23 protein-coding genes are annotated in these 24,488 nt (G+C 69.7%); 5 read left to right on the top strand and 18 right to left on the bottom strand.

What is annotated here, in order from left to right; genetic code table 11:
• Position 1: 1 nt before the first annotated feature.
• The 4 genes from ACTJJ4_RS08485 to ACTJJ4_RS08470 form a co-directional block, all read right to left on the bottom strand.
• Positions 2-889 (bottom strand): branched-chain amino acid ABC transporter permease, encoded by an 888-nt coding sequence (locus tag ACTJJ4_RS08485; RefSeq protein ID WP_440943259.1) that lies wholly within the window; start codon positions 887-889, stop codon positions 2-4.
• 70 nt (positions 890-959) lie between these two features.
• A complete protein-coding gene (locus tag ACTJJ4_RS08480; protein ID WP_440942922.1) occupies positions 960-2,144 on the bottom strand; it encodes a branched-chain amino acid ABC transporter substrate-binding protein in 1,185 nt (394 codons plus the stop codon).
• Between the two features lie 113 nt (positions 2,145-2,257).
• On the bottom strand, positions 2,258-2,923 hold the full coding sequence (locus tag ACTJJ4_RS08475; protein WP_440942921.1) for a GntR family transcriptional regulator: 666 nt from the start codon (positions 2,921-2,923) through the stop codon (positions 2,258-2,260).
• Positions 2,924-2,975: 52 nt separating this feature from the next.
• Complete coding sequence (locus ACTJJ4_RS08470; protein WP_440942920.1) at positions 2,976-4,031, bottom strand: hypothetical protein; 1,056 nt, start codon at positions 4,029-4,031, stop codon at positions 2,976-2,978.
• Between the two features lie 27 nt (positions 4,032-4,058).
• On the opposite strand from ACTJJ4_RS08470, the gene ACTJJ4_RS08465 reads away from it, so the two are divergent.
• Positions 4,059-4,535, top strand: coding sequence for an HIT family protein (locus ACTJJ4_RS08465; RefSeq protein ID WP_440942919.1), 477 nt, complete (start codon positions 4,059-4,061; stop codon positions 4,533-4,535).
• A 159-nt stretch (positions 4,536-4,694) separates the two neighbouring features.
• Here the strand turns inward: ACTJJ4_RS08465 and ACTJJ4_RS08460 are convergent, their stop codons facing one another.
• Complete coding sequence (locus ACTJJ4_RS08460; RefSeq protein WP_440942918.1) at positions 4,695-5,330, bottom strand: helix-turn-helix transcriptional regulator; 636 nt, start codon at positions 5,328-5,330, stop codon at positions 4,695-4,697.
• A gap of 129 nt (positions 5,331-5,459) precedes the next feature.
• Between ACTJJ4_RS08460 and radA the strand changes: the two genes are divergently transcribed.
• Positions 5,460-6,830, top strand: a complete 1,371-nt coding sequence (gene radA / locus ACTJJ4_RS08455) for a DNA repair protein RadA (RefSeq protein WP_440942917.1) — start codon at positions 5,460-5,462, stop codon at positions 6,828-6,830.
• On the opposite strand, the gene ACTJJ4_RS08450 is transcribed toward radA, so the two are convergent.
• From ACTJJ4_RS08450 to ACTJJ4_RS08400, 11 genes are all read right to left on the bottom strand, one after another.
• Complete coding sequence (locus tag ACTJJ4_RS08450) at positions 6,831-7,241, bottom strand: dehydrogenase (RefSeq protein WP_440942916.1); 411 nt, start codon at positions 7,239-7,241, stop codon at positions 6,831-6,833. It lies immediately after the preceding gene.
• Between the two features lie 263 nt (positions 7,242-7,504).
• Complete coding sequence (locus ACTJJ4_RS08445) at positions 7,505-8,167, bottom strand: hypothetical protein (RefSeq protein ID WP_440942915.1); 663 nt, start codon at positions 8,165-8,167, stop codon at positions 7,505-7,507.
• A 9-nt stretch (positions 8,168-8,176) separates the two neighbouring features.
• Complete coding sequence (locus ACTJJ4_RS08440; protein WP_292700183.1) at positions 8,177-8,680, bottom strand: amino-acid N-acetyltransferase; 504 nt, start codon at positions 8,678-8,680, stop codon at positions 8,177-8,179.
• A gap of 88 nt (positions 8,681-8,768) precedes the next feature.
• A complete protein-coding gene (locus ACTJJ4_RS08435; protein ID WP_440942914.1) occupies positions 8,769-9,158 on the bottom strand; it encodes a Rieske (2Fe-2S) protein in 390 nt (129 codons plus the stop codon).
• Complete coding sequence (locus tag ACTJJ4_RS08430; RefSeq protein WP_440942913.1) at positions 9,155-9,466, bottom strand: hypothetical protein; 312 nt, start codon at positions 9,464-9,466, stop codon at positions 9,155-9,157. Before ACTJJ4_RS08430 ends, ACTJJ4_RS08435 begins: the two co-directional genes overlap by 4 nt.
• Positions 9,466-10,731, bottom strand: coding sequence for an amidohydrolase family protein (locus ACTJJ4_RS08425; protein ID WP_440942912.1), 1,266 nt, complete (start codon positions 10,729-10,731; stop codon positions 9,466-9,468). The genes ACTJJ4_RS08430 and ACTJJ4_RS08425 overlap by 1 nt, the downstream gene beginning before the upstream one ends.
• 24 nt (positions 10,732-10,755) lie before the next feature.
• Positions 10,756-11,919 (bottom strand): ABC transporter ATP-binding protein, encoded by a 1,164-nt coding sequence (locus ACTJJ4_RS08420; protein WP_440942911.1) that lies wholly within the window; start codon positions 11,917-11,919, stop codon positions 10,756-10,758.
• Positions 11,920-11,959: 40 nt separating this feature from the next.
• A complete protein-coding gene (locus ACTJJ4_RS08415) occupies positions 11,960-13,087 on the bottom strand; it encodes an ABC transporter substrate-binding protein (RefSeq protein WP_440942910.1) in 1,128 nt (375 codons plus the stop codon).
• Positions 13,087-14,844 (bottom strand): ABC transporter permease, encoded by a 1,758-nt coding sequence (locus ACTJJ4_RS08410; RefSeq protein ID WP_440942909.1) that lies wholly within the window; start codon positions 14,842-14,844, stop codon positions 13,087-13,089. The genes ACTJJ4_RS08415 and ACTJJ4_RS08410 overlap by 1 nt, the downstream gene beginning before the upstream one ends.
• Before the next feature lie 216 nt (positions 14,845-15,060).
• Complete coding sequence (locus ACTJJ4_RS08405; protein ID WP_440942908.1) at positions 15,061-16,107, bottom strand: pyridoxal phosphate-dependent aminotransferase; 1,047 nt, start codon at positions 16,105-16,107, stop codon at positions 15,061-15,063.
• A 108-nt stretch (positions 16,108-16,215) separates the two neighbouring features.
• Positions 16,216-16,896 carry a FadR/GntR family transcriptional regulator gene (locus tag ACTJJ4_RS08400; RefSeq protein WP_440942907.1) on the bottom strand — a complete coding sequence of 227 codons (681 nt, stop codon included), beginning with the start codon at positions 16,894-16,896 and terminating at the stop codon, positions 16,216-16,218.
• A 105-nt stretch (positions 16,897-17,001) separates the two neighbouring features.
• On the opposite strand from ACTJJ4_RS08400, the gene ACTJJ4_RS08395 reads away from it, so the two are divergent.
• Entirely contained in the window at positions 17,002-18,207 is a 1,206-nt protein-coding gene (locus tag ACTJJ4_RS08395; protein WP_440942906.1) for a M20 metallopeptidase family protein, read from the top strand.
• A 39-nt stretch (positions 18,208-18,246) separates the two neighbouring features.
• On the opposite strand, the gene ACTJJ4_RS08390 is transcribed toward ACTJJ4_RS08395, so the two are convergent.
• Positions 18,247-19,866: a thiamine pyrophosphate-binding protein gene (locus ACTJJ4_RS08390; RefSeq protein WP_440942905.1), complete on the bottom strand. Its 1,620-nt coding sequence runs from the start codon at positions 19,864-19,866 to the stop codon at positions 18,247-18,249.
• A gap of 161 nt (positions 19,867-20,027) precedes the next feature.
• Between ACTJJ4_RS08390 and ACTJJ4_RS08385 the strand changes: the two genes are divergently transcribed.
• Both ACTJJ4_RS08385 and ACTJJ4_RS08380 read left to right on the top strand, forming a co-directional pair.
• Positions 20,028-21,194 (top strand): PucR family transcriptional regulator, encoded by a 1,167-nt coding sequence (locus tag ACTJJ4_RS08385; protein ID WP_440942904.1) that lies wholly within the window; start codon positions 20,028-20,030, stop codon positions 21,192-21,194.
• A gap of 118 nt (positions 21,195-21,312) precedes the next feature.
• Positions 21,313-22,689: an aldehyde dehydrogenase family protein gene (locus tag ACTJJ4_RS08380; RefSeq protein ID WP_440942903.1), complete on the top strand. Its 1,377-nt coding sequence runs from the start codon at positions 21,313-21,315 to the stop codon at positions 22,687-22,689.
• Between the two features lie 76 nt (positions 22,690-22,765).
• Here ACTJJ4_RS08380 and ACTJJ4_RS08375 read toward each other — a convergent pair whose 3' ends face one another.
• On the bottom strand, positions 22,766-24,433 hold the full coding sequence (locus ACTJJ4_RS08375; protein WP_440942902.1) for an FAD-dependent monooxygenase: 1,668 nt from the start codon (positions 24,431-24,433) through the stop codon (positions 22,766-22,768).
• Positions 24,434-24,488: the final 55 nt, after the last annotated feature.

Raw genomic sequence — 24,488 nt, 5'->3', positions numbered from 1 at the left:
GTCACATCCTCTCGACGACGCGGGCGCCGAGGAGCCCGGTCGGTTTGAACGTGAGGAACAGGATGAGGAAGGCGAAAGAGAACACGTCTCGCCACTCACCGCCGAACCAGGCGGAGCCGAACGACTCCAGCAGTCCGAGCAGCAGGCCGCCCAGCATGGCCCCGTAGAGGTTGCCGATGCCGCCGATCACCGCCGCGGTGAACGCCTTCAGGCCGATGATGAAGCCCATCAGGAAGTCGATCGAGCCGTAGTAGGCGCCGGCCATGACGCCGGCGGCTCCGGCGAGCGCCGACCCGATGAAGAACACGGTGGCGATCACGCGGTTGACGTTGATGCCCATCAGCTGGGCACCCTGCGGATCGAGGGCGATCGCGCGCATGGCCCGTCCCGAGCGGGTGCGCTCCACGATGTGCGCGAGGACGAGCATCAGGCCGGCGGCGATCACGACGAGCACGATCTGCGCCGCGGTGATGCGCATGCCGGCGAAGTCGAAGCCGTTCGACTCGAGCCGCACGGGGAACGCCTCGGGGTTGGGGCCGAAGATCTGCCGGACGGCGTACTCGAGGGTGAACGAGACGCCGATCGCGGTGATCAGCACGGCCAGTCGCGGGCTCTTGCGCAGCGGCCGGTAGGCGATGCGCTCGATGCCGACGCCGATCAGGCCGGTGGTCACCATCGAGAGCAGCATGATCACCAGCAGCAGCGGGATCGAGGTCTCATTGGAGATGCCGAAGGCGGAGAGGGTCGCGAAGCCGGTGAAGGCGCCGAGCATGTAGATGTCGCCGTGGGCGAAGTTCAGCAGCTTGATGATCCCGTAGACCATGCTGTAACCGAGGGCGACGAGGGCGTAGAACGAGCCGACGATCAGGCCGTTCCAGATGAGTTGCATCACGGGGGTGTCCTTCCGAGAGGGAGGCCGGATCGGGCGGGACGGCCTGCGCCGTCCCGCCCGGATCGGATCAGCCCTGCAGGTCGTCCTTGAGGACGAACTGGCCGGAGCTCGGGTCGATGGAGACGATCACGAAGCCGCCGCCGGAACGGGTGTGGTCGGGCATGAACGTGAGCGGGCCGCCCAGGGTCTTGAAGTCCTTCAGCCCCTCGAGCGCCTTGACCACCTTGTCGAAGTCGGTGCCCTTGGCCGTCGTCATCGCCTCGGCCACGACGTTGACCGCGTCGTAGGCCTGGGTGGAGTACGGGCCGGGGTCGGCGCCCGCGAGCTTCTTGTAGTCGGCGATCCACTTGTCGGCGCCCTTGAGCATGTCGGGCGTCTGGGTGAAGGTGCCGAGCACGTGCTCGGTGTAGCCCTTGCCCGCGATCTGCGCGAACTTCGCGTCGACCGAGCCGTCGCCGACGAGGAAGGTGCCCTCGAAGCCGGCGTCCGTCGACTGGCGGACGATGAGGCCGCCCTCCTGGTAGTAGCCGGTCCAGTAGACGAGGTCGGGCTTCGCGTTCGCGAGCTGGGTCGCGACGGCGGAGTAGTCGTTCTCACCGGGGGTGATCACGGCGTTGAAGTCGACGGTGAGGCCGGCGTCCTTCGCCTGCTGGGCGAACGAGTCGGCGAGGTCCTTGGAGTAGGCGGTCGCGTCGTTGATCGCGGCGACGGTCTTCGCGCCGGACTTCTGCGCGTACTTCACCGCCGCGGCAGCCTGCTGCGTGCCGGTGCCGTTGATCAGGAAGACGCCGGGGAGCTTCTGCTTGACCAGCTCGTTCGAGTTGGCGGCGGGGATCACCATCGGGATCTTGGCCTCGTTGAAGATCGGCAGGGTCGGCAGGGTCGCGCCCGAGCAGTAGCCGCCGACCGAGGCGACGACGCCGTCGGTGACGAGCTTGTTGGCGGCGGCCACGGAGGTGGTCGCGTCGCAGGCGTCGTCCTGGACCTCGAGCTCGAGCTTGCGTCCGTCGACGCCGCCCTTCGCGTTGATCTCGTCGATGGCGAGCTGCGCGCCGTTCTTCATGTAGTTGCCGAAGGCCGACTCACTGCCCGAGAACGGGGCGAGCATGCCGATCTTGATGGGGCCGTCACTGCTGCCGCCGGAGGTGCCGCCTCCGCCGAGGCCGCCCGAGCAGCCCGCGGTGATGATGATGGCGCCGATCGCTGCGGCGATGGACAGTGCGCGTCGGATGCGCGGGGTACGGGTATGCATGTGCTGGTCCTCCTGGATGCCTCATTGCATTGCCATCTAATAGCACGTGACACATTACTCACATCGGGGCATCAGCGGAACCCTCCGAGACCTATCCGTGATGCACGGATCGATCACTCCTCCTCGTGGCCGCTCCAGACGCCGCCGACGTGGTGGATGTGCCTGCGCATGAGCGCTTCGGCCTCCTCGCCGCGACCCGCGACGAGGAGATCCACGAGCTCGGCGTGCTCGAGGGAGGTGGAGATCAGGGCATCCGTCTCGGCCAGGCGCACGAGGCCCACCAGACGGGTCTGCTGGCGCAGCTCGCGCACGGTCTCGACCAGCTTGCGGTTGCCGGTGCACTGCAGGATGCGCAGGTGGAACTCGGTGTCGGCGGCGAGGTACTCGTCGAACTTCCCGGTCTTCGCCGCGTTCACGATGCGATCTGCCGTCTCGCGCAGACTCGCCACGGTGGCGTCGTCGAGCATGCCGGCGACCTGCCGCATGGGCGGCGCCTCCAGCAGCATCCGCACCTCGGTCAGCTCCCGCAGCTCGTCGGGCGAGACCTCGGTCACCTCGAAGCCGCGGTTGCGGATGGGGCGCAGGAAGCCGCGGCGGGCGAGGTTCAGCATCGCCTCGCGCACGGGCGTGGCACTGACGCCGAAGTCGCCGGCCAGCGTGGGCACGGTCAGCACCTGCCCCGGCGGGATCTCACCGGAGACGATCCGCGACGCGAGCTGCCCCTCGACCTGCTCGCGCAGGCTCTCAGCGGGTGAGAGGAGGGCGCCGAAGCCGCTCATCGGTCACCGGTCACAAGGTGAGTCATGCGTCATATGCTACTCACCCGCGGTGTCACCAGGCGGAGGCGACCTCGGCGTGGGTCTGCAGAATCCCCTCGGTGGTGCCCGCCGGGGCGCGGCCGATGCCGCATTCCGTCGCGACGCCGAAGCGGTCGACGACGGCGGATGCTGCGGCGATGCGCCGTCGCGCACCCTCGGCACCGTCCTCGCGGTGCACGAGTCCGAGGTAGAGCTCCGAGGTCGGGGCGAGGTCGGCCAGCGGAGCGAAGTAGGCCTCGTCGTCGCGGTCGATCGGCACGGGCAGGTGCAGCCAGGTGAGGTCGCGAGCGGATGCCGCGATGACGGCGTTGGCGAACCGGACGAGCGTCGCCGCGTCGGAGGGCTCGACGAAGTGCTTCTCCCCCGCGTCGCCGTAGCAGAGGTGCACGCCGGCCTCGACGCCGGCCGGGACGGCGTCGATCAGGGCGACCAGACGCTCGACGAGCCCGGTGAACGGGTCGCCGGGCCACCAGGCCTCCATCGTCCTCCCGTAGCCGGAGGCGCGCTCGATGATGCCGAGCTCGCTGGCGACGTCCCACTGGATCGAGAGGTCGTCGTGCGGGATCGCGGAGAGGATGCGGTCCAGCTCGCGCCGCATCGCGGCCGTGTAGACCGGGTCGATCGCTGCGCGGTCGTCGCCGCTGAAGTAGGAGGAGACCACGGCCACGGGAGTCGGCAGGGAGACCTGGAAGCGGACGCCGGCGGCGATGTCACCGGCATCGCGCAGACGCCTGAAGATCGCGTAGGACTCGATCGCGGCATCCGCGTAGCCGAGCGGCGGCAGCTGGATGCCCGCGGCGTCGACGCCCTCGGCGAGACGCAGCGGCCGGATGTCGATTCCCCGCAGCAGGCGCGGCTCGTCACCGACCCGCTCGATGCCGTCCGCCTGGCCCAGCACGTCGGGCTGGAACATGATCCAGTGGAACCGCCGACCGACCTCGCCGTCGGGGATGCGGCGCAGGAGGTCGCCGAGCATCGCGGACGCGGTGCTCATGGTCTTCTCGGCGTCGTCGTAGTTCACGCTGCCGACGAGCAGCGCGCCCTGAGGCTGGGAGGAGGTCGGGGTCATGCGTCCAGGTTATCTAGGCTCGTGGGCATGGACTGGCGTGAAGACAGGATCGGGTCGGCGGCCCGCGGCGAGAATCCGACACTGCTGGCGACGACACCGGCGGGGTACGCCGTGATCGGCGACGTGCAGTTCTTGCCGGGGTACAGCGTGCTCCTGAGCCGGGTGCCGGATGCCACGGCGCTGGCCGACCTGCCGCGCGCGGAGCGGGTGCAGTACCTGGCCGACGTCGATCTGCTGGCGACCGCCGTGGAGCGCGCCTGCCGCGCGCACGATCCGGCGTTCCGGCGGATGAACATCGAGATCCTCGGCAACACCGACGCGTTCGTGCACGCGCACATCTGGCCGCGTTACGAGTGGGAGCCGGAGGACATCGTGCGCAAGCCGGTCTGGATGTACGATGCCTCGCACTGGCGCGACCCGGCGCATGAGCTGGATGCCAGGCACGACGCCCTGCGGGCGAGCATCACCGCGGAGCTGAACGCGCTGCTGGCGTCCGAGGCCTGATCAGGCGGCGTCCGGCGTGCAGTTGACGCGGATTTGTGCGCTTCCCGCGGATGAATTCCCGGCATCCGTCCGCGCGAAGCGCACAAATCCGCGCGAAGTGCACGTCTCGATTCCAGCACTGGAATCGGATGCTCCGCGCGAAGCGCACGACATCCGCGATCAGGCCGCGTCGAGCCGCAGCTGCACCGTGCACTCCTCCGGGCGCGCGGCGGCCCGCACGCAGTCCGCGGCGATCGGGCCGCCGGCCTGGTTCAGCACACCCTGCATCAGTCCGAGGTGCACCTGGCACAGCGTCGGCCGGTGCTCGGGCGCGCTCGCCGCGTGCGGGCAGGGGCTGAGCTCGACGGTCAGTTCGCGCTCGTCGATGACGGGCTCGAAGCCGCTCTCCTCGAGGTGCTCGATCAGGGCGTCCAGCTGATAGGTGGCCTCCCGGCCGAGCCCCGAGTCCTCCTCGGCGAGGATGCGGCGCATCATGTCGCCGCGGCGGGCGGCCTCCGCGACCTTGTCGCGCGCGACGGGGCTGGAGGCCTCCGGCAGGCCGGTCGCGGCGCTGTACAGCGTGCGCGGGCGGCCGCGGGTGGTGCGGTGCTCGATGCTCTGGATGACGTAGCCGCCGTCGATCAGCCGCTGCAGATGCTCGCGGACCGTGTTGGGGTGCAGCCCTGTGGCCTCGCACAGCTCCCCGATGGTGAGCTCCGGGCGGCTCTGCACGGTGCCGGCTTCGAACAGCAGGTGCAGGATCCGCACCCGCGAGTAGCTCGAGATCGGCCCGTACACGGCCCCGCCACCTGTCATGCCTCCATCCTCCCAGAGTGCCGACACGCCCGGTCGGGAACGGGCCGTGAATAATGCTCCGGCGAGCGCGGATCCGGATGCCCGGCGCGCGGCCCGGGCGGTGTCGGATGCCGCGGATAGCCTTGCAGCATGGCCACCACCCGTCGTCCTGCACCGCCCGCCTTCGTCTGCACGGAGTGCGGCTGGACGACGGCGAAGTGGGTGGGCCGGTGCGGCGAGTGCCAGCAGTGGGGCACGGTGCAGGAGCAGGGCGCGAAGACCGGCCTCGTCCGGCAGACGGATGCGGTGGCTCCGCCCGCCGAACGCGCCGCGCGCCCCATCACGCAGATCACCACGAGCGACGCCCCGCGCCGCTCGAGCGGCGTCGACGAGTTCGACCGGGTGCTCGGCGGCGGGATCGTGCCGGGTGCGGCGATCCTGCTCAGCGGCGAACCCGGGGTCGGCAAGTCGACGCTGCTGCTCGAAGTGGCGGCGTCCACCGCCCGGTCCGGACGGCGGGTGCTGTACGCGAGCGCAGAGGAGTCGCCCGCCCAGGTGCGGCTGCGCGCCGAGCGCACCGGCGCCCTGCACGACGAGCTCTACCTCGCCAGCGAGACCGACCTCGCCACGATCCTCGGGCACATCGACGAGGTCAGGCCGGACCTGGTCATCGTCGACTCGGTGCAGACCGTCGCATCCGGCCTGATCGACGGCGCCGCCGGCCAGCCCAGCCAGGTGCGCGAGGTGGCGGCGACGCTGATCCGGATCGCGAAGGACCGCGGGCTGCCGGTGATCATCGTCGGCCACGTCACGAAGGACGGCCAGGTCGCCGGCCCGCGCGTGCTGGAGCATCTCGTCGACGTGGTGTGCCACTTCGAGGGCGACCGGCAGACCGCACTGCGGTTCATCCGTGCGCTGAAGAACCGGTTCGGCCCGACCGACGAGGTCGGATGCTTCGAGATGACCGGCGCCGGCATCGCCGAGGTGCCCGACCCCAGCGGGCTGTTCCTCTCGCAGGGCGCCGCTGAGCCCGGCACCTGCGTGGCCATCGCGATGGAGGGCAGGCGTGCTCTGCCGGTGGAGGTGCAGGCGCTGACCATCGCCACCGCCGCGCCGAACCCGCGTCGAGTGGTGCACGGCCTCGACTCGTCGCGCGTGGCGATGGTGCTCGCGATCCTGGAGCGGCGCGCGGGCATCGAGACGTCCAAGCTCGACGTGTACGTGTCGACCGTGGGCGGGGTGCGCTTCACCGAGCCAGCCGCCGACCTGGCGATAGCCGTGGCGGTGGCCGGTGCGATCACGCAGCGGTCGGTGCCGCGCACGATCGCCGCCGTCGGCGAGCTGTCGCTGGCCGGAGAGATCCGTCCCGTGACGCAGGCACCGCAGCGCCGCAGCGAAGCAGCCCGGCTCGGCTACCGCCAGGTGGTCGACGATCGCTCGAAGACGTTGCGCTCCGCGCTCAGCGACATCCGCTCGCACACGACCGAGCGACGCCCCGAAGGGGACATCCCGCCGTTCTGATCAGGCTTCGAGGGCCTTGAGCAGCTCCTCCGGCGGCGCCTGCATGGGGTGGGGCCCGGCGATGTCGAGGAACACCGTGGTGATGGTCTCGCGGTGCGTGGTCAGGAACGCCCGCAGCCATGCCGGCGAGTAGATGCCCACGCCGGGCGGCAGGTTCGCGGGCTTGTGCTTCGCGTCGCTGAACAGCAGCAGCGCCACCTCCCCCGTGCCCGCGTCACGGTAGGTCCAGACCTCGCCGCCGTCGAGCGGGTTGTCTCGCGGACCGGGCTTGATCAGGGGGACGACCGTGTTGCCGTTGCGCAGCGCCAGGGCGACCGCTGCCATGTCCTGCTTCTCGAGCGCCTGCGCGAGGGCCTCGGAGCGGAAATCCTGGGGTGCGGGGCGCTTCGCGCCGGCCCTCTTCTTCGCCATGGTTCTCAGCCTAGGAGACGCGGCCTGAGAGGGACCGTCGGCTGGACGGAGTGGGGCCCTCTCGAATCCTCCATTGGGGACTGGGGTACTCGAGAGGGCCCTCTGGCTCTCACCACGATGATTGTCGAAGCGCTGGGGACGCTGATACCGACACCACTGGGGATGGCTTCACCGTACTGTTCGGAGAACCACACTCCATGGTATCCCAAAATACTGGTCCGCGGGGCGGAAATTCGGACCCGATCCACCGGGAGCACCCGGTATCAGCGCAGGATGATCTGCCGCGTGCTCGCGCTGGCGAAACCGCCGATCGAGACCTCGACGTGGTACGAGGCCCCGCCGCCCGGGGCGCGGGCACGGTTCTGCTGGTCGCAGGTGCCCACCGCCGAGCGGGTGCGGTCCCACACGACCGGCGTCTTGGTGCTCACGGTCGCGCCCGCCGTGAGCGTCGCGATCTGATCGCTCGGATCGGTCTGGCAGTCCGTCGAACGCCACCAGACGTCGTTGCCGCTCGTGATCGTGAACTTCTGCGTCGCCGACCCGACGTTCATCGTGCAGTCGCGGTCGCTCTTGTTGGTGAGCGTGATCGACAGCTTCGGCAGCGCGTCCGCGGCATAGGTCTCGGCATCCGTCACCGCGGTCACCTCGACGTCGCCGGCCTCGCAGGCGACCACACCCGGAGTCGCCGACGGGTCTCCCGACGGATCCGGGCTCGCCGAGTCCGACGGCGTCGTGGGCGGAGCATCCGTCGCCGTGCCGCCCGTCGGCGGAGCGGACGACGTCTTCGGCGCCGGCTCTGCGCCCGTCTTCCACGGCTGCGCGATGGCCACCCACAGTCCGCCCGTGATCACAGCGAGCACCACGATGAGGATCAGCAGAACGGCGAGTCTCCGGCGGCGATAGACGGCGGCGGACTGACGGGGCATGCCTCCAGGCTAGACGAGGTGCTTGAGCATCCTGGTGTTGCCGAGCGTGTTGGGCTTGACGTGCGCCAGGTCGAGGAACTCCTCCACGCCGGCGTCACCGCTGCGGAGCAGCTGCGAGTACACGTCGGGGTCGACGATGTGCTCGCCGATCGGCTCGAACCCTCGGCGGGTGAAGAAGCCCGTTTCGAAGGTGAGGCAGAACAGCCGGGACAGGCCGAGCTCGCGGGCACGCTGCTCCAGTGCCTCGACGATCGCGCGACCGACGCCGTGGTGCAGGAAGTCGTCGCGCACGAGCAGGGTGCGCACCTCGCCGAGGTCCTCCCACATGACGTGCAGGGCACCGCATCCGATCAGCTCGCCGTCCGCCTCGGCGACCACGAACTCCTGCACGGCGCCGTAGAGGATCGCGAGGTCCTTGCCGAGCAGGATGCGTCGCTCGACCAGCGGCTCCAGGAGCGCATGGATGCCGTTGATGTCGGAGGCGCGGGCCGCGCGGAGGGTGTACTCGCTCACGCTTCCAGATTAGGACGCCACCCACCCGGAACCTGCGAAGGGCTCGGATGCCGAGGCATCCGAGCCCTTCACCGCCGCAGCGTATGCGTCAGAGCGTGACGATGACGTCGTCGCCCTCGACGCGCACCGGCAGGCGGCGCAGACCCACGCTCTGATCGGCGGGGTGCTTGCCCGTGAGGATGTCGAACTCGAAGCCGTGCCAGGGGCAGACGATGTTCCGGTCGTTCGGGTGGTGCCCGGGCCCGCCGCTCTTGAGCCCGCCCTCCCCGCGGACGAGCTGCACCGTGCGCGGCATGATCTTGCCCTGGCACACCGGCCCGCCCTGGTGCGGGCAGACGTTGTACCAGGCGCGCACCTCACCGTCGTGGAAGTACACGCCGAACTCCGTGCCGTCCACGTCGAAGACGATGCGCTCGCGCTCCTTCAGGTCGGCGAGGCTCGCGACCACCACGTCGCGACGCACGATCTGAGCGCTCATTCCGCTCTCCGGTACCAGATCGCCATGTCGAACAGGTTGACGTCAGCGGCATCCAGCAGCGCCGTCACCAGCACCACGGTCTCGGTGGCGTTCAGCGCGTCCTCGCGGATCGGCCAGGCGATCTTGCCGACCCGATCCCGCTTCGCGGAGAACAGCCGCGCGGCCGCGTACAGGATGTCGGCGATCTGCTCGTCGGACACCTCGGCGCCGAGCTCCTGCTCGGTGACGTGGTGGGTCAGCTCACCGAGCCGGGCGACGAGGCCCTGAAGCTCGGCGAGCTCAGCGGTGGTGGTGTTCGTTTCAGTCATCACGAGATCCCAGGTCGGTCCTGCAGCACCTGCTCTGCAGAGGGCTTCTGTCGGTCGGTCGGGAGGTTGAACACTCGTGCGGCGTTCAGCCCCAGGATGTTGCGCTTGGCCTGCTCGGAGAGGAACGGCAGACGCGTGATCGTCGAGGGCGCGTCCCAGTCCCAGTGCGGCCAGTCGGACGAGTAAAGCAGCTGGGTCTCGGCGTTGAAGGACTTCATGGTCGCCTCGAGCAGCTCCATGTTGGTGCGCTCCATCGGCTGCGTCGTGTACCACATCTCCTTCATGTACTCGCTCGGGAGGCGCTTGAGGCCGGGGGCCTCGCTCGGGCGCATGAGCACCTCGTGGTCGAGCCGCTGCATGAGGAACGGGATCCACGCCAGGCCGCTCTCCACCCAGACCATCTTGAGCTTGGGGAAGCGCTCGGGCATCGCGTTGATGATCCAGTTGGTGACGTGGATCTGGTTGTAGTGCGTGAACGAGAGCGCGTGCATCGAGAGGAAGCGGTTCAGCTGGGAGAACGAGGGGTCGCCCCAGTGGTAGCCGGAGTGGAAGGCGAGCGGCTTGCCGCTGTCCTCGATGAGCTTGTAGAGGCGGGTGTACACGTCGGAGTGCACCGGGTTGTTCCGGGTGGAGCACACCGTGTACCCGATGATGCCGGGGTCGTCGGCGTACTTCTCGACCAGTTCCTCGCACACCTCAGGGGTGTTGTAGGGCAGGTACAGCATGCCCTTCAGGCGCGGGTTCGGCGGAAGGATGACCTCCGTGAGCCAGCGGTTGAACGCCCTGCCCAGGACGACCTCGACCTCATCCTGCGGATGCATGCCGAGCAGCAGCATCGCGCTCGGGAAGACGACCTGGTAGTCCAGGCCCATGGCATCCATCCCGCGCCGGGCCGCGGTGACGAACGGATGCCCGTCGTCGGGGCCGACCGGCTCCTTGCGGCCCTGGTGGCCGATCCGGCCGCCGACGCTCTGGTGCGACATGCCGGGCTGGATGTTCAGCAGGGCGTTGCCGCCGCCGAAGCCGGCGTACTGCTGCAGACCGATCTGCTTCCAGACGTCGTTGTCGATGAGATCGAGCACCTCTTTCCAGAAGTGATCCTCGGAGACGTGGGCGTCGATGTCGACGATGAAGTAGTCGTCGTAGCTCTCCTGCGCCTGCTTGGTCGCGTGCGCGAGCACATCGCGCGTGTCGGAGCGTCCGCCGATCTCGGCGAGCTCGCGGATGCGCGGCCCGTCGGAGCGGGGGGTGGGCAGATCACTCATGGTGTTCCTCTCAGGATCGGTCGGTCAACGGGGCGAGACGATCGCGTTGGTCGCGACGGTGAGGTATTCGCTCTCGCTCTGCTGCTTCTGCTGCGAGATCACGACCGCCCGGGCCGGCGCGACGGCGAACGACAGCTGCTCGCCCTCGCGCGGGATCTCGTCGGCGCTCAGCTCGGAGATCTCCACCCGGACGCGCAGCGGGATGCCGTCGGCGCGCACGAGCAGGTTGACGGCGCTGCCGAGGTACGTGGTGCGCTCCACCACGCCGACGAACCGTCCGGCTCCGGATGCCGATGGATGCCGGTCCACGCGCACGTGCGCCGCGCGGAAGGCGACGTCGGCCCGCTCGCCGACGACAACGTCGGTGGTCGCCACGCCGGTCACCACCAGCGAGGTGTCGTCGACGCGGATGTCGGCGCGGCCGTCGGAGACGGCGACGACGGTCCCCGGGAGGATGTTCTGGAACCCCATGAAGTCGGCGACGTACGTCGACCGCGGGTGGTCGTAGAGCTCGGACGGGGCGCCGTCCTGCACGATCTCGCCCTCGCTCATCACGATGATGCGGTCGGAGAGCGTGATCGCCTCCTCCTGGTCGTGCGTGACGTAGACCGAGGTGGTCTGGAACTGGTTGTGCAGCGCCCTGACCTGCTGCCCCATCTGGCAGCGCAGCTTGCTGTCGAGGTTCGACAGCGGCTCGTCGTAGAAGATGATGCCCGGTCGGGCGGCCAGGGCGCGCGCCAGTGCGACGCGCTGCTGCTGGCCGCCCGACAGGGCGGTGACGGGACGCTTCTCATATCCTGCGAGGCCGACCGCGTCGAGCATCTCGCCGACGCGCGCGACGCGCTCCCTGGTGGGGACGCGCGCCACCTTGAGCGGGTACGCGACGTTCTCCGACACGCTCATGTGCGGCCACAGGGCGTAGCTCTGGAAGACCATGCCGACCTGACGCTTGTCGGCCGGCACGAAGGTGCGCCGCTCGATGTCGACGACCGTCCGATCCCCCATCACGACTCGGCCCGTGGTGGGACGCTCCAAGCCGGCCAGGCAGCGCAGCGTCGTCGTCTTCCCGCAGCCCGAGGGGCCGAGGAGGGTGACGAACTCGCCGGATCCGATCGTCAGATCGAGTCCGTGCAGTGCCGACTTGCTGCCGTACCGCTTGGTCAGTCCGGATACCAGGACCTCAGTCATGCTGATCCACGCTCTCTACAGGATTGAAGAAGGGAAGCGACTACTTCTTGAACTGGGAGTCCAGGAACTCGAAGTAGGGCTTGTTGAACTCGGGGTCGGGGTTGGAGAAGGGCAGGCGACCGAGCTTCTCGAGCGCGGGAGCGCCCTTCGGGCCGGGAGCCGCAGGAGTCCAGCCGTAGGAGTTGTTCTTCTCGGCGAGCGCCTGCTGCCCCTCGGGCGAGTACAGCCAGTTGATGTACAGCTGGGCGGCGTCGGCGTGCGGGCTCTCCTTCACCATGCACATGCCGGTGCGCGACATGAAGTTGCCTCCGTCGTCGAGCGGGAAGACGGCCGCGATGGGAGCACCCTTCGCCTTGGTGTCCTCGTAGAAGCCCTGGTAGACGGCGATGCCGATTGGGAAGCGGCCGCTGGCCACGTCAGCCGGGACGTTGGGCTCGGACTGCGCGAACTGGAGGTCCTGCTTGGCGAGCTTCTCCATGAACGGCTTGCCCCACTTCTCGGCGCTGCCGCCCTCGTCCACCATCAGCGAGGTGAGGATGTAGCGCACGCCACCGGGGACCGTCGGGTCGCCGATGGTGATCTTGCCCTTCCACTTCGGGTCGAGCAGGTCGTGCCAGTTCTTGGGCGCCTCGCTCTCCTTCACCATGTCGGTGTTGTAGACGAAGACGAAGTAGCGCATCGCGTAGTAGGTGAGCCGGCCGTCCATGTTGGTCGGGATCTCGAACCCGTCGGGACCGGTGCGCACGTCGGCCTTGGTGCAGATGTCGGGCTTGGCGGCCACCTGCGGCGACTCGCCGCCGTCGTAGATGTCGGCGATCTTGTTGCCGCTCTGCGCCTCGGTCTCGATCTTGGTGATGCTCTGGGCATCCGGCTGGTTCTGCGGAACGATCTTGATCCCGGGGAAGCGGTCGGTGAACACCTTGAACAGGGCCTTCTGCGCGGTGACGCTGGGGCCGTAGAGCACGACGTCGGTCTTGCCGTCCTTGACGGCCTTGTCGTAGAGCTCGTTCATGTAGGCGTTGCCGTCGGCGCTGGCGCCGGGAACCTCGACCGGCTTGTCGGACTTCGGGGCGGGGTCACCGCCCGATGAGCAGGCGGCGAGGGTCAGCAGCATGCCGGTGGCGAGCACTGCCGTGGTCATCTTCATGGTGTTGCGGGAGAACTTCATCATTCTTCCTCTCGGTGGGTGGTGTTCGGGTACAGAACTGAGGGTTGAGCCGCTCCGGAGATCACGGGCGACGGGGCGTGCCCGGGCTTGTCTCGCAGCAGGGTGCCGATCCTCATGGACAGGGCGGCGAGGCCGAGCACGGCCATGGCGGCGACCAGGATGATCAGGAACAGCGCCGCGCCCTGCGACATGTTGCCGAGCAGGAACTGCTCGAAGGCCGTGAGCGACACCGGCTGCAGCCCGGGAGGGGCCAGCAGCATCGGCACCGCGAGGTTGCCGGAGATGAACAGCGCCGACAGGAACCATCCGGACAGGAAGCTGGGGATGACCAGGCGGAAGACGATGGTCAGCAGCACCCGCGGGGTCGCGGCCCCTGCGGTGCGCGCCGCCTCCTCGAGCTCCGGGGAGAGCTGGGCGAGCGCACCTTCGGCGATCCGGCTGGAGACCGGGATCGTGGCGACGATGAGCACGAGCGTCATCAGGAAGGCGGTGCCGTAGAGGCTGCGGAACGCAGGCAGGTAGAGGACGGCGAACATGTACGCCAGCGCGAGGACGATGCCGGGCAGCGCCCACGGGATCCACACCGCGAACGAGGTGTAGGAGCGGATGAAGCCGGTGCGCCGAGCGGTGACGTAGGTGGTCAGGAGCGCGACCGCGATCGAGCCGAAACCGCCGACGATGGCCAGCCACGCCGTCAGCACCAGGCTGTCGCGGAACTGCGGGTCAGTGAGCATCTGCACGTAGTTGTCGAACGTGAGGCCCGTGCTCATGACGCCGAAGATCGGCTGCAGGCTCCCGAGGATCATCGCGAACAGCGGCAGCACGAGGTTCAGCAGCATGAAGACGACGATCAGGGCGGAGAGCACCCAGCGGAACGGGCCGAGCTCCAACGGCTCGCGCCGCGAGGTCTTCCCGGTGAGCGTGGTGAAGCTGCGCCCGCGCAGCAGCCACCGCTGGGCGAGGAAGAGCACGAGCACCAGGATGATCAGCACCAGCGAGAGGGCGAACGCCTTGGTGTACTCCGCCGGCGCCTGATCCCGCACGTAGTGGTAGATCTGCGTCGAGAACACGAAGATGTTGGCCTGCCGCCCGATCAGCTGCGGGCTGTCGAAGGACTGGAAGACCAGCACGGCGACGAGGATCGCCGCGCCTGTGATGGCGGGCCCCACCGAGGGGATCGTGATCGTGAAGAAGGTGCGCGCCGTGCCCGCGCCGCTGATGGCGGCCGCCTCGTCGAGGGACTGGTCCCGGTTCTTGAAGGCGCCCAGCATCAGCAGGTACGCGAACGGCATGTAGCCGAGCGACAGGAGCAGGATCAGTCCGCCCCAGGACTGGATGTTCAGCAACGGACCCGTCATGCCCAGCGCGCGTCCGAGCTGGTTCAGCAGGCCGTTCTGCGGGTTGCCGAGCATGATCCAGCCGAGGGTGTGGAACAGGGGCGGCACGAACAGGTTCAGCGCCATCAGACCGGTCAGCATCCGCCGTCCGGGAACGTTCGTGTTCGCCGCCATCCAGGCGAACAGTCCGCCGCCGGCGACCGAGATCGTGCCGCACACCAGCACGAGGACGACCGAGTTCCACATGGTCTGCCACGTGCCGGGGTCCTGGAACGCGACGATCAGACCCTGGATCGTGAACGGGGCGTTGTCGGACGGGAGACCGTCGCGGAACGCGCCGATGACGATCATCGAGACCGGGTAGATGAACACCAGGGCGAGCACGAAGACGAACAGGCCCCACAGGGCGGTGCTCGTCACGGAGCGCCGGATCGACGCCCGCCGATCGCGTTGGAAATCGATCGTGGCAGTCACTCCCACATCCCTTCGGGCTCCTCGGATCCACCGCGGTCCCCTCGGGCGGGACCACTGCGTCCATCTGTCATGACAGCGTATGAACGGACCCTCGGAGCGGGCATCCGTTCCCGCTCCGAAGTCCTCTGCGGCAGTTCCGACACTGTGTCGGAGCCGCCCTGTTTACAGCAGTGCAGCCAGCGCCGCGTCGTTCTCGCTCGGGAGCCCCACGGTCACGCGGACTCCCCCGGACTGCGGGAACGGACGCGCCAGCACGCCCTGATCGGCGAAGCGGCCCATCAGCTCGCCCGCGTCGCCGTGGATGAAGATGAAGTTCGACTGGCTCGGCAGGAAGGACACCCCCGCGTCGGTCAGCGCCGCCTGCATCCGCTCGCGCTCGGCGACGATGATCGCGATCCGCTCGTCGGCGATCGCCTGCGCCTCGGCGCCGAAGGCGGCGATGACCGCGGCCTCTGCCAGGCTGTTCAGGGCGAATCCGACCGAGGTTCGGCGCAGCGCCTCTGCGATGCGCGGGGACGAGACGGCGTATCCGGCGCGCACTCCCGCGAGCCCGTGCGACTTCGACAGCGTGCGCAGGATGATCAGGTTCTCGAACTCGTCGAGCAGCGCCGTGGTGGCCTCCACCGGCTCGGCGGTGACGAACTCGCGGTACGCCTCGTCGAGCACGACGAGCACGTTCGCGGGGACCTGCGCGAGGAAGTCGCGGATCTCCACCGCCGCGACGAAGCCGCCGGTGGGGTTGTTGGGATTGCACAGGTAGACGATGCGGGTGTCATCGCCGATCGCCGCGAGCATGGCGGGCAGGTCCATGGCGCCGTCGGCGGCCAGGCCGACGGGGGTGCGGTGCGCGCCGGCGAGCCCCAGCGCGGCCACGTACGCCTCGAACGACGGCCAGCAGTAGACGCCGTCGGCACCGGGTTCGCACACCAGTCGCGCGGCGCCGTGCAGCAGCGATCCCGATCCGTTGTCGATGGCGATGCGGTCGGCGTCCACGCCGATCGAGTCGGCGATCGCGCGCCGGGCCGCGGCACGGTGGTAGTCGGGATAGCGGTGCGCGTTGTCCACGGCGGCCACCATGGCGTCGACGATGACGTCCGCCGGGCGCCAGGGCATCTCGTTCTGGGAGAGCCGGATCGGGGGAGGCGTCGCACCTGCGGGCCGGTTGGGTGTGGCGAGCATCTCATCGATCACGCTGCGGAACTCGATCATCTGCGACTCCTCCGAAGCAGCCAGGAACAATTGTTAATAATGAATATGTAGATTATTCATCGATGCGGATGCTGTCAAACCGGCGGAGCCATCATTTCGCCGGACGCCTCAGGGCAGCACGGCGGCCATCGAGGACCCGCGATGACGCTCGAGCGCCGAGGTCGCGAGTTCGTGGTCGTGCGAGACGATCGCCGCCGCGAAGTCGAGGTGCGTGCGCAGGCGCTCCTCCGTCGTCGGCGCCGTCGCCCCCTCGAGCTCCTCCTCGATGATGTAGTCGACGAGGTTGGTGTAGAGGCTGCGCAGCAGTTCGTTCGGCGTGATCTGCGCGATCCGCGCGTGCAGCGCCCAGTTGGCGGCCGCCGAGCGGGGCGTGCCCCAGCTCGCCTCCAGCCGCTCGGCGAGCAGCCGGACGTCCTCGACGTCCGCCTCGGTGGCGGAGTCCACGGCGTCGTGCAGCACGGGCCCGTCGAGGGCGTCGAGAACCCTCAGGCAGTCGGCGACCGTGGCCTGCCCCTCGCGCAGGCTGAGCAGCTGATCGCTGAGCCGCATGAAGGGCGACCTGTCGGCGACGAAGATCCCGCCGCCCGGACCCGGCTTGGCATCGACCACGCCGCGCGAGCGCAGCAGCTGGATCGCCTCGCCGAGCGTGGCCGGCGCGACGGAGAACCGCGCGGCGAGCTCCTGACGGCGGCCGACGAAGTCCCCCGGCTTGCCACCGCTCGAGGTGATCTCCTCCTCCAGCAGCCGTGCGACTCGCACGGCCACAGCGGCGTTCGTGACCCGCGCCATTGCATTCCCCTCCGGACCCGGCCGCGCATCACGAATGTGATTCGCTATATTGAACCGATCTTATTCGACGCCGCTGTCGCGCGTCGACCGCCGGCGAGGAGGCCCATGATCGATCCCGCACGTCTTCGCAGCGATGCCGCAGCCTCGCTCCCCCAGTTGATCGACCTGCGCCGGTCGCTGCACCGCACACCCGAGCCCGGCTTCTCCCTCGTCCGGACCCGCGATGCCGTGCTCCACGCCCTGCAGGACCTGGGCCTGGAGATCGTCGCCGGACCCGACGACTTCTCCTCGATCACCGCCGTGCTCCGCGGGGCCCGCCCCGGTCCGTCCGTGCTGCTGCGCGCGGACATGGATGCGCTCCGCGTCGGGGAGGAGACCGGCCTGCCGTACTCCTCCGAGGTCGAGGGCGTCTCGCACGCCTGCGGCCACGATCTGCACACGGCAGCCCTGGTCGGCGCCGCGCGGCTGCTCAGCGCCCGGCGCGCCGAGATCAGCGGCTCGGTCGTGCTCATGTTCGAGCCGGGCGAAGAGGCCGGCGGCGGCGCGCAGCGGATGATCGAGGAGGGCGTGCTCACCGCGGGCGGTGAGCGGGTCGTCGCCGCGTACGGCATCCACGTCCTGCCCGGCACCGCAGGGGTCTTCTCGACACGGGCCGGCGCGCTCATGGCCGGTGCGAACGGCCTGGCCGTGCGGGTGATCGGTCGCGGCGGGCACGGCTCGCGTCCGCATCAGGCCGTCGACCCCGTGCCCGCCCTCGCCGAGATCGTGCTGGCCCTCCAGGCGTTCGCCACCCGTCGCTTCTCCCCCTTCGACCCGGTGGTCATCACCGTGACGAAGCTGCACGCGAGCGACATCGTCAACGCGATCCCGGACGAGGCGACGCTGGAGGCGACGGTGCGCACGCTCTCCGCGCACAGCACGACCGTGCTCGCGCAGGAGCTCCCGACGCTGGTCGAGGGCATCGCCGCCGCGCACGGCTGCCGCGGCGAAGCGGTCTTCCGCGCGGTGTACCCCGTCACGGCGAACGACGCGGATGCCGCGCGCCACGCGCTGTCCGTGCTCGAGGAGACCTTCGGGCCCGACCGCGTCGAGGAGCTCGCGCATCCCGCGATGGCATCCGAGGACTTCTCGTACGTGCTCGACGAGGTCCCCGGGGCGTTCGTCTTCCTCGGAGCCACCCCGGCGGGTGTCGACCCCGAGGAGGCGGAGATGAACCACTCGCCGCGGGCGGTGTTCGACGACGGCATCCTCGGCGACCAGGCCGCGGCGCTCGCCGCGCTCGCGCTGAGCCACGTCGGCAGCACCCGCTGACCGTCGCGAGGGCCGGCACGGGGCCGGCCCTCGCGCGGGTCAGTGCTTCTCGTGGATGAGGGGCCAGGGCGAAGGGAACACGTCGACCGGAACCTTGATGACGGCCGGTCGGCGTGCGGCCACGGCCTCGCCGATCGCGCGCTGCACCGCATCCGCATCCTCGGCGAGCGCGAAGTCGATCCCGAAGGCCTTCACGAGCAGCTCGAAATCGGGATTGACGAGGTCGGAGCCGATGAACCGGCCGCCGTAGGTGTCCCGCTGGATGCGCCAGACGTTGCCGAAGCGGTTGTCCTCGAAGAGGACGGTGATCAGGGGGATCCCGTACCGCTTCGCGGTCGCGAACTCCTGCAGCGACCAGCCGATGCCGCCGTCGCCCGTGACGACCACGACCGGCCGATCGCCCGCGCCCACGGCCGCGCCGAGGGCGGTGGGCATGGCGTAGCCGAGCGTGCCCTGGTACCCGGGCCAGACGTAGGAACGCGGTGCCTGCACCGGGAATCCGTAGGTCGACACGTAGCCGATCTGGGTGAGCTCGTTGACGAAGATGCCGTCGGCCGGCAGCGAGGCGCGGATGGCGTCGACGAACGCCATCTGCGGTGCGACCTGAGCGCGGATGCGGGTCTCGCACTCGCGGCGGAGACGCGCCAGCTCGTCGCCCCAGCCCGTGCGGCCATCCTGCCCCTCCAGCCGCGCCACGAGCGCCTCGAGCACCGCGGTCGCGTCGGCGAGCACGGTCACGTCGGGACGGCGAGGGGCTCGCACGTCATCGGGATCGACGTTCACCAGTGCGAGACGCGCCTCGCCGATGTTCAGCTGCTGTCCGAACGGAGTGAGGAAGCGGCTGCCGAAGGAGACGACCGCATCCGCCGTATCGCGCAGCTCCCAGAGCGAGAAGGCGGGCAGGGCGTGCGGGTCGCGGGCGTCGATCGCACCGCGGCCGTTCTCGCTCATCACGACCGGAGCGTCGAGCAGCTCCGCGAGACGCGGCAGCAGGTCGAAGGCGCGACCGCCGCGCACGCCGCCTCCCACGTGGATGACGGGGCGCCGGCTCGCCGCCAACAGCGCGATGATCTCGGACACGCCGTCCTCGGGCGCGCTCGGCGTCTCGACGGCGAACGGCTCCCCCACCTCGAAGTCGGCCTCGGCGTGGAGGATGTCGGGTCCGAGCTCGAGCGCGACGGGCCGCGGACGACCGGTGCGCATCTGGCGGAAGCCCTCGTGCACCAGCTCGGGGATCTCCTCGACGCGCGTGGGCCTCGCGGTCCACTTGGTGAGGCCCTCGATCGTCTCGCTCTGCTTCGGGATCTCGTGCAGTGCGCCCAGCCCTCCTCCGACGAGCTTGCTGGGGATCGTGCCGGCCAGCAGCATGACCTGCGAGGAGCAGGCGTAGGCCGTCGCCATCCCGGCGCCGGCGTTGAGGACGCCCGGACCGGGGACGACCATCGCGACGCCCGGCCTGCCGGTGACACGGTGGAATCCGTCCGCCATGTAGGTGGTGCTCTGCTCGTGGCGAGGGACCAGCAGGTTCAGCTCGTCCTGCCTGCGGTACATGCCGTCGGTGAGGCCGTCCAGCTGCACGCCGGGGATGCCGAAGACCGTCTCCGTCCCCTCGCTGATCAGAGCCTGAGTGAGCGCATCGCCGCCCGTCATCTTCGCCATTGGTGAACGCCTTCCTGAATTGACTATAATGAATATAGATCAGCGCGCTCGGCGCCACAACTCGGCCGGATCCGAGACGGCGCCCGGCATAGAATCGGTGCGATCGGACGCGGTGTCGCAGATCCGGCGCACGGACCGTCACGCGCAGAGGGAGTCGACCGGTGAATCTCGAAGAGCACGTCCAGGCGTACGCCGACCGCTTCGGAAGGCCGGTCATCGTCTTCGACGCCGACCTCAACGTCACCGCGTTCAGCATCCACGACGAGGACGTCGATCACGCGCGGCTCGCGATCATCCTCTCCCACCGCGGATCCTCCCGGGCGAAGGACTCGATCCGCGAGTACCGGGTCGCCCAGGCGGACGGGCCGGTGCGCATCCCCCCGATCGACGGCGGGCGGTCGCGCGTCGTCGCACCCGTGCGCCACGAGGGGCACGTCGTCGGCTACGTCTCGTCGGCGATCCCCGACGATCTGCCCGACGACGCCATCGTCGAAGACGACGCCATCCGCGAGAGCCGCGCCCAGATCGGCGTGATCCTGGCCGCGATGGCACTGGGGACCCGCGAGGACGAGGACCGCACGCGTCGCCTGGTGACCGCCCTGCTCGACGCGGACGGCGACCACAGCATCCGGGCCGCGGACGAGCTGCTGACGGACCGCCTCATCTCGCCCGCCCCGCACTACACCGTGATCGTGCTGTCGCCTCCGCCGCACTCGGACGTCAACACGGCCACCCTCCGGCTGGCGCTCGACCGTGCCCTGGCCGCCATTCCGGCCTTCCCCACCCTGAAGGCCGTCGGGACCGTCTTCGAGGGGGAGGCGGTTCTCGTGGTCCCGTACGAGATCGACGGCAAACGCCTCAGCGCCCTGCTCGCCCTGCCCGCGTTCGCCGAGCTGCGCGCCGGCGTGGGCGGCGCGCACTCCCCTCTCGCCGATGCGCAGAGCTCGCGCCGCGAGGCGCGCATCGCTCTCCGTGGCGCGGATCTCAGCCCCTCCCGCGGTCGCGTGGTGCAGTGGGATGAACTCGGCCTGGACCGCATCCTGCTCCAGCTGCCCGTCGAGGCGCTCACGCTCACCGACCTGCCCGTCCCCGTGCAGCGACTGCTGGAGGCGCAGTCGGGCCCGGACCTCGCCGAGACGCTCGAGGCCTACCTCGACTGCGGCTGCGATGCCCAGCGCACCGCGCAGGAGCTGCACATCCACCGCAGCACCCTCTACTACCGGCTCGACAGGGTGAAGGCGATCGCCGACGTCGATCTCGCCGATGGCCTGATGCGGCGCGAGCTGCACACCGCGCTGCGCGTCGCGACGCTCGCCGGCCTGCGCTGACCCGGATCCCCGCCGGCGCATGTCGCTTCAGAACATAATTGACTATATTGAATAGATATCTTTCACGCACGACGCCGAGGTCGCCCGATCCGGCGGCACACACGAGAGGAACCCGCCGATGAATGCCCTCCTGGAAGCCGTCTCGGTGGATGCCGAGCACGGTCGCCCGCTGCTCGATGCCGCCACCCGCGAGGTCTTCGGTCACGCGCCGGAACAGACCGTCGACGACCTGAACGCCGCGATCGCGGCCGCGGCCGCCGCCCAGCCCGCCTGGGCCGCGCTCGGCCACGAGGAGCGCTCCCGGCTGATGCGCGCGATCGCCGACGACATCGACGAGCACGCCGAGGAGCTCGGCGAGATCATCACGCACGAGCAGGGCAAGGTGGCCGGGGCCGGAGAGGCGCACGGCGCAGCCCACTTCCTGCGCGGCGCCGCCGACACCGTGCTGGAGCCGCAGCGGCTCGACGACCGTTCCGAGCTGCACTACATGCCGCTCGGCGTGGTCGCCTCGATCGGCCCGTGGAACTTCCCCGTCATGATCGGCGTGTGGCACATCGCGCCCGCACTGCGGATGGGGAACACGGTCGTCATCAAGCCCTCGGAGTACACGCCGCTGAGCGTGCTGGCGCTGGTGGAGATCTTCCGCCGACACCTGCCCGAGGGTGTCGTGACCGCGGTCTCCGGCGGGCGCGAGGTCGGAGCGGCGCTCGCCTCCCACCCCGATGTCGCGAAGATCGTGTTCACCGGCTCGACCCCGACGGGCAGGCGCATCGTGGAGAGCTCCTCCAACAACCTCGCCCGCCTGACCCTGGAGCTCGGCGGCAACGACGCCGGCATCGTGCTGCCGGGCACCGACGTCTCCCAGGTCGCCGAGAAGCTGTTCTGGGGCGCGTTCATGAACACCGGCCAGGTGTGCGCGGCGCTCAAGCGCCTGTACGTGCACGACTCCGTGTACGACGAACTGGTCGAGGCGCTCGCGGGCATCGCGGAGACCGCGCCGATCGGCTCCGGACACGTGAAGACCAACCGGCTGGGACCGGTCCAGAACCCGTCGCAGTTCGACATCGTCTCGCGGCTCGTCGACGACGCCCGGGCGCGCGGCGCGCGCATCGTGACCGGCGGCGAGCCCGCCACCGAGCTCGGCCCGCTGTTCTACCGTCCGACGATCATCGCCGACGTCGAGGACGGCGCTGCCATCGTCGACGAGGAGCAGTTCGGCCCCGTGCTGCCGGTCGTCCGCTACAGCGATGTCGAGGATGCCGTCCGCCGCGCGAACGGCACGGACCAGGGGCTCGGCGCATCGGTGTGGGGGCCCGACGAGGAGGCGGCGAAGGAGATCGCGCTGCGTCTCGAGGCCGGCACCGTGTGGATCAACCAGCACGGCGGCGTCGACCCGTCGACCCCGTTCGGCGGTGTGAAGGCTTCCGGCTACGGGCTCGAGTTCGGCGTCGAGGGGCTGAAGGCGATGGCGGCGACGAAGGTCATCCGGCGCTGAGCCAGACCATCTCCCGAGAGCGAGGAAGGCGCCGGATCGATCGATCCGGCGCCTTCCTGTTCCGCAGCGGGGCGGCTCAGACGGCGACGCGCACGCGGGCGCCGCGGAGCAGCTCGCAGAGCTCGGCGGCATCCGCCGCGTCGAGCGCGGCGCCCCGCCAGACCACCTGCTGATCCTGGCGGACCAGCGTGAGCGGCGCCGAGTACTCGGCGGGCAGCAGCCGGTCTCCCGGCTCCACGACGACCAGCGGGATGCCGCGCCGCTCAGCCTCCGCGACGAGGGCGGGGCTGCCGTGTCCGTCGCGCGCCACCAGGGTGTAGCCGTCGGAGAGCAGGTCGTAGAACGAGGTGCCGTCGGCGAGCACGAAGTGCGGGGCGCGGCAGCCCGGGACGGTCGACGGCGTGTACGCGCCCATCGTGTACCCGGGCGCCTCCGCCCCGTCATAGGAGATGATCGGCGAGGCGTCGTACACGTAGCCGTAGTTGAGACCCGCCGCGGCGAACTGCGGCACGTTGAGGGCGCGCACGGCCGCGCCGAACTCGGCACGCGCCTGCGCCCCTGCTTCCGTGGCGTCCTCGATCTCGTCGGGCATGCCCGGCCGTGCGAGCTTCTGCTGGTGGTTCATCGCGAAGTGCGAGACCTGCTCAGTGATCGGGCGCCGCTCGGCCTCGTAGGCGTCGAGGATGCCCTCCTCGGCCCATCCGCTCAGGTGCGCTCCCAGCTGCCAGGTGAGGTTGAGCACGTCGGCGATGCCGGCGTTCATCCCGAACCCCGCGAAGGGCACCCAGAGGTGGCTGGCGTCGCCGGCGATGAACACCCGGCCGCTGCGGAAGCGATCGGCGAGCAGCCGGCGCGCGACCCAGTCCTCCTTCGAGACGGCCTCGTACTCGAAGTCGTCCCCGACGCCGAGGATCGCGCGGATCGCGGCGTCCCGGTCCACCGACCCCTCGTCCTGCGCCTCCTCGGGTGAGAGGTAGGTGTGCACCAGGAAGGTCTCGCGGCCGTCGATCGCGTAGACGTGGCCGAGGCGGCGGCGGTTGAACGTGTAATAGCCCCAGGCGCGCGGCTCGTCCGCCGACATCCGCTCGTACAGCTCGGCAGAGCGGATGCAGGTGGACTGCACGTGCTGCAGCACGGGGTCACCGCTCAGCTTGGCGCCGATCTGCTTGCGCACCATCGAACGCCCGCCGTCGGCGCCGATCAGGTAGCGGGCGCGCACCGTGCGCTCGTCGGAGCCGTCGAGGTCGGAGATCACCGCCGAGACCGAGGACGCGTCCTGCGCGAGGGAGTGGAAGAGGGTGCGGTTCAGCAGCGTGACCCCGGGGGCCTGCGCGGCGTGACGCGCGAGGATCGGCTCGAGGAAGGTCTGGTTGATGCGGTGCGGCGGCTCGGGCGTCTGCCATGCGGTGTCAGGTCCGGTGCGCGACGTGTACCGCTCGCCGCTGGCGGGGATCGGGATGCGGGCGAACTCGATGCCGGTCAGTGAGGTGCGGAACGCCACGTCCTGCGGGTAGTCCGCAGGCAGCCCGGCCGCCCGCACGTCGGCGGCGATGCCCAGCCGGCGGAAGCTCTCCATGGTGCGGGATGCGACGTGGTTGCACTTCACGTTCGGCGGCTGGAGGAACTCGCGCTGCTCCACGACGATGGTCGACACCCCTCGCGCGCTGAGGTCGAGCGCCGCGACCAGTCCGACGGGGCCTGCCCCGATGATGAGGACGTCCGCGTCCAGCGCCGCCTGCGTCATGTGATTCTCCCGATTCCGATCAGTGTGAGGTGTCTGCGTCCGGTCGCGCGGCCGT

The sequence above is a fragment of the Microbacterium sp. 22195 genome (assembly GCF_052056515.1).
In the GTDB taxonomy this organism is placed as follows: domain Bacteria; phylum Actinomycetota; class Actinomycetes; order Actinomycetales; family Microbacteriaceae; genus Microbacterium.
Note: the sequence above shows the minus strand (reverse complement) of the source record. Positions and strands in the feature narration are given on the sequence as shown.

Bases quoted from the DNA above. Each gene is read 5' to 3' on its own strand.
- ACTJJ4_RS08375 (WP_440942902.1), bottom strand. From the start codon at position 24,433: ATGACGCAGGCGGCGCTGGACGCGGACGTCCTCATCATCGGGGCAGGC.
- ACTJJ4_RS08380 (WP_440942903.1), top strand. From the start codon at position 21,313: ATGAATGCCCTCCTGGAAGCCGTCTCGGTGGATGCCGAGCACGGTCGC.
- ACTJJ4_RS08480 (WP_440942922.1), bottom strand. From the start codon at position 2,144: ATGCATACCCGTACCCCGCGCATCCGACGCGCACTGTCCATCGCCGCA.
- ACTJJ4_RS08475 (WP_440942921.1), bottom strand. From the start codon at position 2,923: ATGAGCGGCTTCGGCGCCCTCCTCTCACCCGCTGAGAGCCTGCGCGAG.
- ACTJJ4_RS08485 (WP_440943259.1), bottom strand. From the start codon at position 889: ATGCAACTCATCTGGAACGGCCTGATCGTCGGCTCGTTCTACGCCCTC.
- radA (WP_440942917.1), top strand. From the start codon at position 5,460: ATGGCCACCACCCGTCGTCCTGCACCGCCCGCCTTCGTCTGCACGGAG.
- ACTJJ4_RS08445 (WP_440942915.1), bottom strand. From the start codon at position 8,167: ATGCCCCGTCAGTCCGCCGCCGTCTATCGCCGCCGGAGACTCGCCGTT.
- ACTJJ4_RS08395 (WP_440942906.1), top strand. From the start codon at position 17,002: ATGATCGATCCCGCACGTCTTCGCAGCGATGCCGCAGCCTCGCTCCCC.
- ACTJJ4_RS08415 (WP_440942910.1), bottom strand. From the start codon at position 13,087: ATGAAGTTCTCCCGCAACACCATGAAGATGACCACGGCAGTGCTCGCC.
- ACTJJ4_RS08465 (WP_440942919.1), top strand. From the start codon at position 4,059: ATGGACTGGCGTGAAGACAGGATCGGGTCGGCGGCCCGCGGCGAGAAT.
- ACTJJ4_RS08400 (WP_440942907.1), bottom strand. From the start codon at position 16,896: ATGGCGCGGGTCACGAACGCCGCTGTGGCCGTGCGAGTCGCACGGCTG.
- ACTJJ4_RS08420 (WP_440942911.1), bottom strand. From the start codon at position 11,919: ATGACTGAGGTCCTGGTATCCGGACTGACCAAGCGGTACGGCAGCAAG.
- ACTJJ4_RS08425 (WP_440942912.1), bottom strand. From the start codon at position 10,731: ATGAGTGATCTGCCCACCCCCCGCTCCGACGGGCCGCGCATCCGCGAG.
- ACTJJ4_RS08430 (WP_440942913.1), bottom strand. From the start codon at position 9,466: ATGACTGAAACGAACACCACCACCGCTGAGCTCGCCGAGCTTCAGGGC.
- ACTJJ4_RS08450 (WP_440942916.1), bottom strand. From the start codon at position 7,241: ATGGCGAAGAAGAGGGCCGGCGCGAAGCGCCCCGCACCCCAGGATTTC.
- ACTJJ4_RS08470 (WP_440942920.1), bottom strand. From the start codon at position 4,031: ATGACCCCGACCTCCTCCCAGCCTCAGGGCGCGCTGCTCGTCGGCAGC.
- ACTJJ4_RS08390 (WP_440942905.1), bottom strand. From the start codon at position 19,866: ATGGCGAAGATGACGGGCGGCGATGCGCTCACTCAGGCTCTGATCAGC.
- ACTJJ4_RS08460 (WP_440942918.1), bottom strand. From the start codon at position 5,330: ATGACAGGTGGCGGGGCCGTGTACGGGCCGATCTCGAGCTACTCGCGG.
- ACTJJ4_RS08405 (WP_440942908.1), bottom strand. From the start codon at position 16,107: ATGATCGAGTTCCGCAGCGTGATCGATGAGATGCTCGCCACACCCAAC.
- ACTJJ4_RS08435 (WP_440942914.1), bottom strand. From the start codon at position 9,158: ATGAGCGCTCAGATCGTGCGTCGCGACGTGGTGGTCGCGAGCCTCGCC.